The sequence below is a fragment of the Cellulomonas sp. ATA003 genome (genome assembly GCF_031582905.1).
Taxonomy (GTDB): domain Bacteria; phylum Actinomycetota; class Actinomycetes; order Actinomycetales; family Cellulomonadaceae; genus Pengzhenrongella.
In genome coordinates, this window is sequence record NZ_CP133990.1 from 987646 (window position 1) to 1001041 (window position 13396).

General features: G+C 74.4%; 12 protein-coding genes and 2 pseudogenes. 9 read left to right on the forward strand and 5 right to left on the reverse strand.

Translation table 11 applies throughout. The features are described 5' to 3' along the window. The first annotated feature begins 10 nt into the window (after nt 1–10). The 9 genes and pseudogenes from REH70_RS04915 (at nt 11) to REH70_RS04950 (ending at nt 9629) form a co-directional block, all read left to right on the forward strand. Nucleotides 11–1420: an extracellular solute-binding protein gene (locus tag REH70_RS04915; RefSeq protein ID WP_310752797.1), complete on the forward strand. Its 1410-nt coding sequence runs from the start codon at nt 11–13 to the stop codon at nt 1418–1420. 51 nt (nt 1421–1471) lie between these two features. Next, nucleotides 1472–2437 (forward strand): sugar ABC transporter permease, encoded by a 966-nt coding sequence (locus REH70_RS04920; RefSeq protein WP_310752799.1) that lies wholly within the window; start codon nt 1472–1474, stop codon nt 2435–2437. Beyond that, nucleotides 2434–3300 carry a carbohydrate ABC transporter permease gene (locus REH70_RS04925; protein ID WP_310752802.1) on the forward strand — a complete coding sequence of 289 codons (867 nt, stop codon included), beginning with the start codon at nt 2434–2436 and terminating at the stop codon, nt 3298–3300. Before REH70_RS04920 ends, REH70_RS04925 begins: the two co-directional genes overlap by 4 nt. A 15-nt stretch (nt 3301–3315) precedes the next feature. After that, a complete protein-coding gene (locus REH70_RS04930; protein ID WP_310752805.1) occupies nt 3316–4371 on the forward strand; it encodes a zinc-binding alcohol dehydrogenase in 1056 nt (351 codons plus the stop codon). Further along, nucleotides 4368–5510 carry a Gfo/Idh/MocA family oxidoreductase gene (locus REH70_RS04935; protein WP_310752808.1) on the forward strand — a complete coding sequence of 381 codons (1143 nt, stop codon included), beginning with the start codon at nt 4368–4370 and terminating at the stop codon, nt 5508–5510. Before REH70_RS04930 ends, REH70_RS04935 begins: the two co-directional genes overlap by 4 nt. A gap of 460 nt (nt 5511–5970) precedes the next feature. Further along, nucleotides 5971–6822 carry an alpha-galactosidase gene (locus REH70_RS04940; protein WP_310752810.1) on the forward strand — a complete coding sequence of 284 codons (852 nt, stop codon included), beginning with the start codon at nt 5971–5973 and terminating at the stop codon, nt 6820–6822. Further along, nucleotides 6819–8504, forward strand: a complete 1686-nt coding sequence (locus tag REH70_RS04945) for an alpha-amylase family glycosyl hydrolase (protein WP_310752812.1) — start codon at nt 6819–6821, stop codon at nt 8502–8504. The genes REH70_RS04940 and REH70_RS04945 overlap by 4 nt, the downstream gene beginning before the upstream one ends. Beyond that, nucleotides 8489–8617, forward strand: a pseudogene (locus REH70_RS20385) (hypothetical protein); the annotation flags it as partial. The gene REH70_RS04945 and the pseudogene REH70_RS20385, both read left to right, overlap by 16 nt. A gap of 70 nt (nt 8618–8687) precedes the next feature. After that, nucleotides 8688–9629 carry a glycerate kinase gene (locus REH70_RS04950; protein WP_310752814.1) on the forward strand — a complete coding sequence of 314 codons (942 nt, stop codon included), beginning with the start codon at nt 8688–8690 and terminating at the stop codon, nt 9627–9629. A gap of 34 nt (nt 9630–9663) precedes the next feature. On the opposite strand, the gene urtE is transcribed toward REH70_RS04950, so the two are convergent. The 5 genes and pseudogenes from urtE to urtB all read right to left on the reverse strand — a co-directional run bounded on the left by urtE (nt 9664) and on the right by urtB (nt 13345). After that, on the reverse strand, nt 9664–10359 hold the full coding sequence (gene urtE, locus REH70_RS04955) for an urea ABC transporter ATP-binding subunit UrtE (protein WP_310752816.1): 696 nt from the start codon (nt 10357–10359) through the stop codon (nt 9664–9666). Further along, the gene (urtD, locus tag REH70_RS04960; RefSeq protein ID WP_310752818.1) at nt 10359–11222 is read right to left on the reverse strand and encodes an urea ABC transporter ATP-binding protein UrtD; all 864 of its coding nucleotides are present in this window, start codon (nt 11220–11222) and stop codon (nt 10359–10361) included. Before urtD ends, urtE begins: the two co-directional genes overlap by 1 nt. Beyond that, nucleotides 11219–12139, reverse strand: coding sequence for an urea ABC transporter permease subunit UrtC (gene urtC / locus REH70_RS04965; RefSeq protein WP_310752820.1), 921 nt, complete (start codon nt 12137–12139; stop codon nt 11219–11221). The genes urtD and urtC overlap by 4 nt, the downstream gene beginning before the upstream one ends. Continuing rightward, the gene (locus tag REH70_RS04970; RefSeq protein WP_310752822.1) at nt 12076–12465 is read right to left on the reverse strand and encodes an ABC transporter permease subunit; all 390 of its coding nucleotides are present in this window, start codon (nt 12463–12465) and stop codon (nt 12076–12078) included. The genes urtC and REH70_RS04970 overlap by 64 nt, the downstream gene beginning before the upstream one ends. Then, nucleotides 12462–13345: pseudogene (urtB, locus tag REH70_RS20390) on the reverse strand (urea ABC transporter permease subunit UrtB). Before urtB ends, REH70_RS04970 begins: the two are co-directional and overlap by 4 nt. Between the last annotated feature and the right edge of the window lie 51 nt (nt 13346–13396).

Genomic DNA, 13396 nt, shown 5'->3' on the forward strand with positions numbered 1-13396 from the left:
GAGGCGCACGGTGAAGATACGTGGCACAGCAGTGGCGATGACGACGGTGGCGGCCCTGACCCTCACCGCCTGCACGAGCGACGACGGCGGCGGCGGCGGCACCGGCGGCGGGGACGGCACGGCGAGCGGCGACGGCCTGACGGTCTGGATCCAGGAGGATCTCCCGGACCGTGTCGCCGCGGCCCAGGCGATCGTCGACGACTACTCGGAGGCATCCGGCACCGAGATCGAGCTGGTCTCCGTCGGCGAGGACCAGTTCAGCCAGCTCATCACGTCGGCCGCCGCGGCGGGCGACCTGCCGGACGTCATCGGCGGGGTCTCGCTGCCGCAGGTGCGGACGCTGTCCACCAACGAGCTGATCGACACCGAGGCCGTCGGCGAGGTCCTCGACACGCTGGACCCCTCGACGTTCTCCGAGAAGGCCATCGAGCTCACCCGGGACGGCGACGCCCAGCTCGCCGTCCCCAGCGAGTCGTGGACCCAGATGCTCTACTACCGGACCGACCTGTTCGAGGCGGCGGGCCTGGACGCACCGACGTCCTACGACGCGATCCTCGAGGCGGCGCAGACGCTCGACGGCGACGGCATGGCGGGCTTCGTCGGGGCGACCGCACCCGGTGACGCGTTCACCGAGCAGACCTTCGAGCACGTCGCGCTCGGCAACGACTGCCAGCTGGTGGACGCCGACGGGGAGGTCCAGCTGGACTCCCCGGAGTGCGTCGCGGCGTTCAGGTTCTACGGCGACCTCGTCACCGAGTACTCGGTCCCCGGTGCGCAGGACGTCGACACCACGCGCGCGGCGTACTTCGCCGGCCAGGCCGCGATGTTCGTCTGGTCGACCTTCGTCCTGGACGAGATGGCCGGCCTGCGCGACGACGCCCTACCGACCTGCCCCGAGTGCGCCGCCAACCCCGCGTTCCTCGCCGAGAACACCGGCGTCGTGACCGCGATCGAGGGCCCCGACGGCACCACGCCGGCGCAGTTCGGCGAGATCACGTCCTGGACCATCACGGCGAGCGCGAACACCGGTCCCGCCCAGGAGTTCGTCGAGCACATGCTCACCGACGGCTACGAGCCGTGGATCGCCTTCGCCCCCGAGGGCAAGGTCCCGGTCCGCACCGGGACCCCCGAGGAGCCGACCGTCTACTCCGACGCCTGGGCGCAGCTGCCGGTCGGGGTGGACACCAAGGCACCGCTGTCCGACTTCTACTCCCCGGAGGTGCTCGACGCGGTCGCGACCGGTCCGGAGGACCTCGCGCGGTGGGGCATCACGCAGGGTCAGGGTGACCTGCTCGGCGCGACCCAGGGCGAGAACCCGGTCGCCGAGGCGGTGAGCGAGGTGGCGAACGGCACCGACCCGGAGCAGGCGGCGCAGAGCGCGGCCGAGGCGGTGCGCTCCATCGCGGAGTCGCTGCAGTGACGCAGCTCGCCGGGGGTCGGGCGTCACCGGCCCGGCCCCCGCGCCCCCGAGGTGGTCGAGCCGGGGCCCGGTGGCCGCCGTCGACGGTCGGCCCGTTCCCGCGAGGAGTCGCGCACCGGGCTCGCGCTCATCTCCCCGACGTTCTTCATCGTCACGGTCGTCGTGGTGCTGCCGATCCTCTGGACGGTCTCGCTCGCCTTCCAGGAGGTGCGGCTGCTCAACATCCGCACCACCGGGTTCTTCGGCGCGTACACGCTCGACAACTTCACCGGGGTGCTGTCCTCACCCGGGTTCCTCCAGGCGCTGCTCACCACGGTCCTCTACTCGGTGTTCGGCACGGGCCTGGCGATCACCATCGGCCTGTGCGCCGCGCTCGCCCTGCGCCGCCCGTTCCCGGGCCGCGGCGCCGTCCGCGCGGCGATGCTGCTGCCGTACGTGGCGCCCGTGGTGGCCGCGACGTTCGTGTGGTCGACGATGCTCAACCCGCAGTTCGGGTTCGTCAACCACATCGGCACCACGTACCTCGGCTGGGACGACCCCGTCGCGTTCCTCTCCGCCCGCTCGACGCCCATGTCGCTGCTCGGCTGGGAGATCGAGGTCCCGACCGCGCTGGTGACGGTGATCCTCTTCGAGGCCTGGCGGTCCTTCCCGTTCGCCTTCCTGTTCCTCACCGCGCGACTGCAGGCCGTGCCCGAGACGCTCGACGAGGCCGCCCGCGTCGACGGCGCGACCCCCAGCCAGCGGTTCCGCTACATCCTGTGGCCGCAGCTCGTGCCGACCATCGCGGTGCTGTCCGTGCTGCGGTTCATCTGGACGTTCAACAACTTCGACGACATCTACCTGCTCACCGGCGGCGGGGCCGGCACGGAGGTCGTCTCCGTGCGGGTGTTCGACTACCTCACCGCCCGCGGGGACATCGGCGCCGCCGCGGCGCAGGCCCTCGTGCTCGCGGTGATCCTCGCCGTGCTCGTCGGGATCTACCTCAAGCGCTTCGGACGGAAGGGGGACCAGGCATGAGCCGCGACGCCCTGGAGAACCGGCTGCTGACGGTCCTGCGGCCGCTCGTCATCGCGGGGCTGCTGATCGCCGCCGTGTTCCCCTTCTACTACATGGTCGTGCTGAGCTTCCGGCCGCTGAACGCTCTCTTGCAGGACCCGGGCAAGCTCTGGGTCTCGTTCGGCGAGATCAACGTCGGGACCTACACCGACGTCCTGACCTCGGTCGCCGGCGGCGGCCAGGGGTTCATGACCTTCATCCGCAACTCGCTCGTGGTCGCCCTGGCGACCGTGGTGCTGTCGCTGCTCGTCGCCATCCCCGGCGCGTACGCGGTCAGCCGGCTGGAGTTCTTCGGACGGCGGCAGATCTCCGGGTTGTTCCTCGCGGTGTACTTCTTCCCGAGCATCCTGCTCGCGGTCCCGCTGTTCGTGTTCTTCACCCGGATCGGGCTGCGGGGCTCCCTCGTCGGGCTGCTCGTCGTGTACGTCGCGCAGGTCGCTGCGGTGTCGATCTACATGCTCCGCAACTACTTCGACACCATCCCGGCCTCGCTCGAGGAGGCAGCGGCCATCGACGGCTGCACCCGACTGCAGGCGATGCGCAAGATCGCCCTGCCGCTCGCGATGCCCGCGATCGTCTCCAACGGGCTGTTCATCTTCATGATCGCGTGGAACGAGTTCCTGTTCGCGCTCCTGTTCCTCGTGGAGCGGCGCGACCGGTGGACGGTCTCTCTCGGTCTGTCGCAGCTGTCCGGGAGCATCGAGGTCCCCACGACGGTGCTGATGGCCGGCTCGGTGATCCTCACCCTGCCGATCATCGTGCTGTTCTTCGCCTCCGAGCGGCTGCTGGTCGGCGGCCTGACCGCCGGCGCCGAGAAGGGCTGAGGAGGTCACGCCGTCGTGCCCCAGATCGTGCAGTTCCCCAGCCCGCACCGGGTGGACCTCGCCGACGTCGCCCCCATGCCGCTGACCCCCGCCAGCGTGCGGGTCGCCACCTGGTACTCGGGCATCTCGGCCGGGACCGAGCTCACCGCGTACCGCGGCACCAACCCGTACCTGACCTCCTCCTGGGACTCCGGGCGACGGCTGTTCGTGCCCGGTGAGCCGAGCTTCGGCTACCCCGTGCAGGGCTGGGGCTACTCCGAGGTGGGCCAGGTCGTCGAGGTGGCCGACGACGTCGACGCGCCCCGGGTGGGCGACGTCGTCCACGGCATCTGGGGGCACCGCAGCGACGTGGTGCTGCCCGCGGCCTCGCTCGCCTGGCGGGTGCTGCCCCCGGACGCCGACCCCGTGCTCGGCACGTTCGCACGGGTGGGGTCGGTGGCGCTGAACGCCGTCCTGGCGGCCGACGTCCGGCTCGGCGAGCAGGTCGCCGTCTTCGGGCAGGGGGTCATCGGCCTGCTCGCCACGCGCTTCGCGGCCCTGTCCGGTGCTCGGGTGCTCGCGGTCGACGCCCAGCCCACGCGGCTGGAAATCGCGCGCCGGTTCGGCGCCGCCGAGACCGTGGACGCGGCCGTGCCCGGCGGCGCGGGGGCGGCGGTCCGGGCGCTGACCGGCGGAGGCGCGGACAGCGCCGTCGAGCTGTCCGGTTCGGACCGTGCGCTGCACGAGGCGGTCCGGTCGGTCGTCGTCGAGGGCACCGTCGCTGCGGGCGGGTTCTACCAGGGTGGTGCGGCGCACCTGCGGCTCGGCGAGGAGTTCCACCACAACCGCGTCCGCATCGTCGCCAGCCAGATCTCCGGCGTGCCCGTCGGGCTCGGCGGGCGGTGGGACCAGCCCCGGCTGGCGCGCACCGTCGTCGGGCAGCTCCTCTCCGGCGCCGTCGACGCGCCCGCCCTCGTCACGCAGGTCCCCGTCGACGCCGTCGCGTCCGCGTTCGAGCGGCTGGACCGGGGCGACCCCGACGTCCTGCAGGTCGTGCTGCGCTTCGACGCCGCCCCGGAGCGCACCCCGTGACCGCACCCGCCGCCGTGCCCGACCACCGCCCGCAGCTGCCCGGCCGAGACCCCGCTGACCGCCCCGGCGTCGGCGTCGTCGGGGCGGGCGCCATCGCCCGGACCGCGCACCTGCCGGCCTACGCGGCCTGGGGCGTGCCCGTGGTCGCCGTCGCCTCCCGCACCCCGGCCCACGCCCACGACCTCGCCGGCCGCTTCGCCATCCCGACCGTGCACGACGACGTCGCCTCCTTGCTGGCCGACCCGCGCGTCGACGTCGTCGACCTCGCCACCGGACCGGCGGGACGGCTCGACCTGATCGAGGCCGCCGTCGCCGCGGGGAAGCACGTGCTGGCGCAGAAGCCGCTCCTCGTCGACCCGGCCGAGCTGCCGCGCCTCGAGCGGGTGCTCGCCGTGGCGGCCGGGCGCGGGGTCCGGGTCGCGGTCAACCAGAACGGCCGGTGGGCGCCGGCCTGGCGGCTCGCGACGCTGCTCGTGCGCGACGGCGCGATCGGGGACGTCGTCGGCGTGACCCACCTGCACGACAAGCCGCTGCCACCCCTGGCCGGCACCCCCTTCGACGACGTGCCGCACATGTTGCTCACCGACTACCTCGTCCACTGGCTCGACATCACCCGGTGCTGGCTCGAGGGCACCCGCGTCACGACGGTGGCCGCGTCCGACGCGCGGGTCCCCGGCCAGCCGGACGACGCCCGCAACCCGTGGGGCGCCACCGTGCACGTCGGGTGCGACACCGGCGCGAGCGCGTCCCTGCGCGTCGTCGGCGACGCCCGCACCCGCACCGGCGGCTGCCCGTTCTGGGTCCACGGCACGCAGGGGACGCTGCGCGGCAGCGTGCTGCTCGGCTCGGACGCGCTCGAGCTCGAGCGCGGCACGACCCGGACCCGGTACGCGCTGGACGGGCAGTGGTTCACCGACGGGTTCGCCGGGACGATGGGCGAGCTCCTGTCCGCCGTCACCGACGGCCGGGAGCCGGAGCACTCCGCCGCGCACGTCTCCGCGACCGTCCGGCTGGGGCTCGCCGCACGCGACTCGGCCGAGGCCGGCGGCGCCCCGGTGCACCCCGACGGCCTCGTGCTCACCCGCCCCGGTGAGCCCGCCGGCCGCACGCCGGTGCCGTCCGAGGCGGCGACCGCATGACCGTCGTCGACGAGGTCCCGGTCGGTCCGGGCGCCCGGGTGTACGCCGAGGGCTGGCAGAGCTGGAGCCCCACCACCTGGTACGCCGCGGACGACGCCGCGCACCGGCCGGAGCACGCGTGGCAGCACCTCATGCGCTTCCGGCCCGGGGTGGACCTACCCGCCGACGGCGTGCAGGGCGAGGGGCTGCTCGTCGTCGACCCCGGGGACGGCTCTCCCGCACGCACGTTCGGCACGCTGGACGCGACCACCACCGTGCCGAGCCTGCGCGCGGTGTGGCGGGGCGACCGCGTCGTCGTCACCGCGGACGGCCCGGTGGGCGCGTGGAGCACCGGGCTCGACGGCGACGCCGGAATCCATGACGCCGGAGCCCGCGACACCGGCCTCACCGCGCTCGGGGCCCACGGCGACCGGCTCGGAGCGGCCGCCGGCGCCCGCGTCGGGCAGCCGCCGCCGCGCGTGTGGTGCACCTGGTACCGCTACTTCGAGGACGTCACCGCCGCCGACGTGCTGGAGAACCTCGCCGCGCTCGACGCGCACGACCTGCCCGTCGACGTCGTCCAGGTGGACGACGGCTGGAGTCTGGGCACGGGGAGTGGACCCGCCCCCGGCCGGGCTTCGGGTCCCTGCCCGACGTCGTCGCCGCGATCCGCGACACGGGCCGGCGGGCCGGCATCTGGCTCGCGCCGTTCGTCGTCGGCGTCGACTCCGACGTCGCCCGCACGCACCCGGACTGGCTCGTCGGACCGGCCGGGCACAACTGGGGTCAGGACCTCGCCGGGCTGGACCTCACCCACCCCGGCGTGCAGGGGTACCTCGCCGACGTGCTCGCCGGCCTGCGCGACCTGGGCGTCGAGTACGCGAAGCTCGACTTCCTCTACGCGGGCGCCGTCCCCGGCCCGCGGCGCGACGACGTCACGCCCGTGGCCGCGTACCGCTCGGGCCTGGAGCTCGTGCGCCGTGTGCTCGGCGAGGACGCCTACCTGCTCGGCTGCGGTGCGCCCCTGCTGCCGAGCGTCGGGCTCGTCGACGCCATGCGGGTCTCGCCGGACACCTTCCACGAGGGCGGCGAGGACGGGTCCCACGGGCTGCGCGGCCGGATGTCGCTCGAGGCGCGGGCGTGGCAGGACGGCCGGCTGTGGACCACCGACCCGGACTGCCTCGTCGCCCGGCCGTCCTTCGCGCTGCGCGCCGAGTGGGCGGCCGTCGTCGGCGCGGCGCCGGGTCTGCGGTCCTTCTCCGACCGCGTCGCGGAGCTGGACGACTGGGGGATGGACGCCGTGCGGCGTCTGCTGACGGGAGGGGTGCCATGAACCGTGACGCGCTGGGAGAGCGACTCGGCCCGCTGGTCGCCGGGCTCTACCCGGACCGGGCCGACGAGGTGCTGACCGGGCTGCTCGACCTCGCCGACCGCTGGGCCCCGCACCTCGGCGGCCGCGGCGACCGACGGCCCGACGAGTCGACGAGCTACCTCATCACCTACGGCGACGCGTTCCGCCGCCCCGGGCAGGCGCCGCTGCACACCCTGGCCGAGCTGCTCCGCACCCACGTGCGCGACGCCGTCACCGACGTGCACCTGCTGCCCATCTACCCGTGGACCTCCGACGACGGGTTCGGGGTCGTCGACCACCGGCGGGTCAACCCCGACCTGGGCACCTGGGACGACGTCGCCGAGCTGGGCGCCGACCACGCCGTCATGCTCGACTTCGTCGCCAACCACGTCTCCGCCTCGAGCCCGTGGTTCACCGGCTGGCTGGCCGGGGACCCCCGGTACGCCGGCTACTTCCTGGACCCGGGCCCCGAGTGGGACACGAGCAGCGTGGTGCGCCCCCGGACGACGCCGCTCGTGCACGAGTACCGGCGCCCCGACGGCACGGTCGCCCACGCGTGGACCACCTTCGGGCCGGACCAGGTGGACGTCGACGTCCGCACACCGGCGGTCCTGCTCGACCTCACCGACGTCCTGCTGGGGTACGTGGCCCGTGGCGCGACGACCGTCCGGCTCGACGCGATCGGCTTCCTGTGGAAGCGGTCGGGGACGACCTGCCTGCACCTGCCCGAGACCCACGACGTCATCCGGGTGTGGCGTGCGCTCGTGGACGAGCTGTGCCCGGGAACCCTGCTGCTCACCGAGACGAACGTGCCGCACGAGGACAACATCACCTACCTGGGCGACGGCTCCGACGAGGCGCACATGGTGTACCAGTTCGCCCTGCCACCGCTCGTGCTGCACGCGTTCGTCACCGGACGCTCCACCGCGCTCACCGCGTGGGCCGCCGGCATCGGCCCGGTGAGCGAGACCGCGACCTGGTTCAACTTCCTCGCCAGCCACGACGGCATCGGCGTGCGCCCCACCCAGGGCTTGCTGTCCGACGAGGACCGCGCCCTGCTCGTGGAGCGCACCCTGGCGCGCGGTGGGCAGGTGTCCATGGCACGCCGCCCCGACGGGTCCGAGCAGGTCTACGAGCTCAACACGAACTACCTCGACGCCCTCGTCCCGCCGGGCGACCCCGACCCCGACGCCTCGGCGGTCACCCGAGGCCTCGCCGCGCACGCCATCCTGCTGTCCCTGGTGGGCGTGCCGGCGATCTACCACCACTCGCTGCTCGGCTCCCGGCAGGACCGCGCGGGGATGGTCGCCAGCGGCATCCCGCGCCGGATCAACCGGGAGGTGCTGGACGCCGACCGGCTGGCCGCCGAGCTCGCGTCCTCACCGCGCCGGTCCGGCATGCTCGAGGGTCTGCGCCACCTTCTCGGGGTGCGGCGTACGCTGCCGGGCTTCTCGCCGTTCGCGCCGCAGGGCGTCGAGACCCGGGACGAGCGTGTGCTCGTCGTCCGGCGGGCTGCGGGCAGCAAGGACGAGGTGGTGGCCGTGGTGAACGTCAGCGCCGAGCCGGTGACCCTGCCCGGCCTGGGCGGAACGGACGTCCTGACCGGGCAGCGGCACACGGCTCTCCGGCTCGGACCGCACGGGTACGCATGGCTGGTGCCGTGACCCGCGTCCTCGTCGCGCTCGACTCGTTCAAGGGCAGCGTGGACAGCGCGTCCGCGGGCCGCGCGGTGCGCGACGGTGTGCTCGCCGCCGACCCGACCGCGGACGTCCGGGTGCTGCAGGTCGCCGACGGCGGGGAGGGCACCCTCGCGGCGATCCACGCCGGGCGCGGGGGTGCGGGTGCCGGTGGACACCGTCGACGCGCTGGGCCGCCCCGTCCGGGCGGACCTCCTGCGCCTCGACGACGGGACGTACGTCGTGGAGGCGGCGTCGTCCCTCGGTCTGCCGCTCGTGGGCGCCGTCGACGCGACCGTCCCGCCCCGCGCCTCCTCGGCCGGGCTCGGGATGCAGCTGCGGCACGCGCTCGCCGCCGGGGCGACCCGGGTGCTGGTCGGGCTGGGCGGGACCGCGACGACCGACGGCGGGGCCGGTCTGCTCGCGGCCCTCGGGGTCCGGCTGTCCCCGGCGGCGACCGCGGGCCGTAACCCGCTGTGGGACCTCGACGACCTCGACGCGTCGACCCTGCCGGACCTCGCCGCGGTGGACCTCGTCGCGCTCACCGACGTGACCAACCCCCTGCTCGGGCCGGCCGGCGCGGCCGCGGTGTTCGGACCCCAGAAGGGCGCCACCGCCGAGCAGGTCGCCCACCTGGAGGCGCGGCTGGCCCGGTGGGCGACGGTGCTGGGCACGGCGACCGGCCGGGACCTCGACCGGCCGGGTGCGGGGGCAGCCGGCGGGACCGGGGCCGCGGTGCTCGCGCTCGGCGGCCGGATCGAGCCCGGCTTCGACGCCGTCGCCCGCGAGTCCGGGCTCGACGACGCGCTCGCCGGCGGCGTCGACCTCGTGGTGACCGGGGAGGGGTGCCTGGACGCGCAGACCGCGCACGGCAAGGCGCCGGCCGGGGTGGCGCGGCGCGGGCGGGTGGCGGGCGGCGTCGTCGTCGGGCTGGCCGGGCGGGTCGACCACCCGCTGGGCGCCACCGGCGACCTGTTCGACGCCGTCCTGCCCATCCACACCCGGCCGCTGCCGCTGGCCGAGGCGCTCGACCCGGCGGTCGCCGCCGCTGCGCTCCGCGACACGGCGACCCAGGCCATGCGGCTGTACCGAGCCGGGCGCGACCACCGCTGACGGCGCGGTCGCCGACCAGCCGCCCCGACCGGGGTCAGATCGCCATGGCCGCCCGGACGAGCCCCTCGCGCTCCTCGCCACCGACGCCGGTGTCCACCACGTGCCCGGACTCCAGCACGTAGTACCGCTGGGCGGCGGCGAGCGCGAAGCCGACGTGCTGCTCCACGAGCAGCACCGACAGCCCGCCGGCGTCGGTCAGGGTGAGGATCGCGTCCTCGATCTCGGCGACGACGGAGGGCTGGATGCCCTCGGTCGGCTCGTCGAGGATGAGCAGCCGGGGCCCGGTGATCAGCGCGCGGGCGATCGCGAGCTGCTGGCGCTGGCCGCCGGACAGCAGACCGGCCCGCCGCCCCAGCAGCTCGCGCAGCGCGGGGAACAGGTCCAGCGCGTCGGCCATCCGTGCGGCCCCGCCGGCCGGGGACGCGTCCGCGACGAGCTGCAGGTTCTCCCGCGCGGTGAGCTGCCCGAACGACTGCTGACCCTGCGGCACGTAGGCGAGCCCGCGCCGCACCCGTGCGCTGGGCCGCAGCCGGGCGATGTCCTCGCCATCGAGCAGCACGGCCCCGGCCTGCGGGCGCAGCAGCCCGACGACGGCGCGCAGCAGCGTCGTCTTGCCCGCCCCGTTGTGCCCCATGACGGCGACGACGGCGTCGTCCGGCACCTCGAGGTCGACGCCGTGGACGACCGACGTGCGGCCGTAGCCGACGCGCAGCCCGGTGAGCTGGAGCATCACGACACCTCCGTGCGGGTGGGGGATCCGGCCGAGGCTGCCGACCGGGCGGGCAGGGGAGTGCTGGTGGCACCGGCGACGGGCGTGCCGCCGCGCCGGCGTCGGCCGCGGGTGCCGCCGCCGGAGCCGAGGTACACCTCGACGACGCGCGGGTCGGCCTGCACCTCCGCGACGGTGCCCTCGGCCAGCACCCGCCCCTGGTGCAGCACCGTGACCGAGGAGGCGTACCGGCGCAGGAATTCCATGTCGTGCTCGACGACGACCACCGTGCGCTGCACCCCGATGCGGTGCAGCAGCTCGCCGGTCTGCTCGCGCTCGGCGTGGCTCATCCCGGCGACCGGCTCGTCGAGGAGCAGCAGCCGGGCGTCCTGGACGATGAGCATGCCGATCTCGAGCCACTGCTTCTGGCCGTGCGCGAGCATCCCGGCCGGGGAGTCCCGCAGGGCGGCCAGGCCGATGGTCTCCAGCGCCTCCTCGACCTCGGGCGACACCGAGGCCCGGCGCCGCAGCAGCGACCCCGGGCGGCGCCCCGCGCCGGCAGCGATGTCGAGGTTCTGCAGCACGCTGAGCTCGTCGAAGACGCTCGCCGTCTGGAACGTGCGCCCGACCCCGGACCGGACGATGCGGTGCGAGGACCGGCCGAGCAGCTCCACGCCGCCGAACTGGGCGGAGCCGGTCGCGGCGGTCAGGCCGGTGATCGCGTCGACGATGGTGGTCTTGCCGGCGCCGTTCGGGCCGATGAGGAACCGCAGGTCGCCGCTGGTGACGGTGAGGTCGACGCCGTCGACGGCGACGAAGCCGTCGAAGTCGACCCGCAGGCCGCGGACCTCGAGGTAGTCGTGGGTGAAGCGGGGGTCGGTCACGACGGCCTCCCGGCGGGCTCGGCGGGCTGGGGCTGAGGGTCGGGTGGGGCGGGGGCGTGCCGGGGCCCGTCGACGTCGGCCGTGGTGGTGCGGCCCGAGGCGCCGTCGTCGGCGCGCGCGGGGTCGGTGGCGGGGTCGGTGGCAGGGCCGGTGCGACGTCGCCGGACGGCGGCGCGCAGCCCGGCGAGGGACGCGAAGCCGCCCGGCAAGAACGCGATGACGAGGATGAACAGCGCCCCCTGGGCGTAGGTCCAGGCGGACGGGAACTGCTCCGAGAGCGACGTCTGCGCCCAGGCGACCGCGATCGACCCGAGCACGGGGCCGAGCAGGGTCGCGCGGCCGCCGATCGCGACCCCGACGAGGAAGGCGATGGACGGCACCACGCCGACGTCGGCGGGGGAGATGATCCCGACGATCGGCACGAACAGGGCGCCGCCGATGCCCGCGAACGCGGCCGCGATCGCGTACGCGACCACCTTGACCCGGGCCGGGTCGTATCCGAGGAAGCGGACCCGGTTCTCGCCGTCGCGCACCGCGACGAGCAGCTCGCCGAAGCGGGACACCATGAGCTGCCGGACGACGGCGACCATGACGAGCAGCGTGACCGCGGCGATGACGTACAGCATGCGCTTGTTCACCGGGTCGGCGAGGTCGTAGCCGAAGAAGCTGCGGAACCCGTTGAGGCCGTTGGTGCCACCGGTGACCTTCTGCTGGCCGACCAGCAGGATCGCGAACGCCGCCGCGAGAGCCTGGGACAGGATGGCGAAGTAGGCGCCGCGGACCCGCCGGGTGAACACGGCCAGGCCGAGCAGGGTCGCCAGCGCCACCGGCACCAGCACCACGAGGACCAGCGTCACCACGGGGCTGCGCAGCGGCTCCCACCACCCCGGCACGGTGCCGTCGCCGTAGAGGAGCATGAAGTCCGGGACGCCCCCGGGCCGGCGTCGGTCAGCTTGAGGTGCATCGCCATGAGGTAGCCGCCGAGCCCGAAGTAGACGCCCTGCCCGAGGGTGAGCATCCCGCCGCGTCCCCAGGCGAGACCGATGCCGACGGCGACCATGGCCAGGCACAGGAACTTCGCGAGCAGGTTGAGGCGGAAGTCGGAGAGCGCGGCCGGGGCGACGGCCAGCAGCAGCACCGCGGCGAGCGCGAAGCCCGCCGGCGCGCGCAGGCTCGACCGGCTCAGGGTGGGGCGGGTCAGGGTGGGGCGACGACGCGTCGTCGTCGAGCTGGTCGGGGTCATGCCAGGCTCCTCGTCCGGACCTGCACCAGGCCCTGCGGTCGCGCCTGGAGGAAGGCGACGATGACGACGAACACGAGCACCTTGGCGATGCTCGCCGTCGTCGAGTACTCGATGCCGGCCTGGAGCAGGCCGAGGGCGAACGCCGCGATCACGGTGCCCTTGAGCTGCCCGATGCCGCCGGCGACGACGACGAGGAAGGCGTCGACGATGTAGTTGATGCCCAGCGTGGGGCCGACCGAGCCGAGCAGCGTCAGCACGACGCCGGCGACACCCGCCAGGCCCGACCCGATGAAGAAGGTCAGCCGGTCCGTCGCCCGGGTGGAGATGCCGGACGTCTCCGCGAGGTCGCGGTTCGTCACCGTGGCGCGGATGCGCCGGCCGAGGGGGTCAGCTTGAGCACCAGGGACAGCGCGACGACGCAGACGATCGCGACGGCGATGATGAACAGCCGCGTCTTGGGGACCGCCAGGCCCAGCACCTCGACGGCGCCGGACAGCCAGCTGGGCGCCCGCACGTCGACGTTCGGCGCGCCGAACACGTCGCGGGCCACCTGCTGCAGCACGAGAGCCACACCCCAGGTGACCAGGAGCGTGTCGAGTGGTCGCTTGTACATCCGGGAGATCAGCGTCACCTCGAGCAGAAGGCCGAGCAGGCCGCCGACGACGAACCCGACCGGCAGCGACACCAGGAGCGAGAGACCGGCGTCACCGAGCAGGCCCTGGACGACGAAGGCGGTGTAGGCGCCCGCCATCATGAACTCGCCGTGCGCCATGTTGATGACGCCCATCTGGCCGAACGTCAGGGCCAAGCCGAGCGCGGCGAGCAGCAGGACCGAGCCGACGCTCAGGCCGGCGAACAGCTGGGAGAGCAGCGCGTCCATCTCGCCTCCTTTCCGTGGGGGCCCGGCCCGGCGCACGGGGCGCCGGGCCGG

What these genes read in the sequence shown, in the direction of transcription:
- urtE (WP_310752816.1), bottom strand. Translation starts at nt 10,359, where the DNA reads ATGCTCCAGCTCACCGGGCTGCGCGTCGGCTACGGCCGCACGTCGGTC.
- REH70_RS04945 (WP_310752812.1), top strand. Translation starts at nt 6,819, where the DNA reads ATGAACCGTGACGCGCTGGGAGAGCGACTCGGCCCGCTGGTCGCCGGG.
- urtC (WP_310752820.1), bottom strand. Translation starts at nt 12,139, where the DNA reads ATGCTCCTCTACGGCGACGGCACCGTGCCGGGGTGGTGGGAGCCGCTG.
- REH70_RS04925 (WP_310752802.1), top strand. Translation starts at nt 2,434, where the DNA reads ATGAGCCGCGACGCCCTGGAGAACCGGCTGCTGACGGTCCTGCGGCCG.
- REH70_RS04970 (WP_310752822.1), bottom strand. Translation starts at nt 12,465, where the DNA reads ATGACCCCGACCAGCTCGACGACGACGCGTCGTCGCCCCACCCTGACC.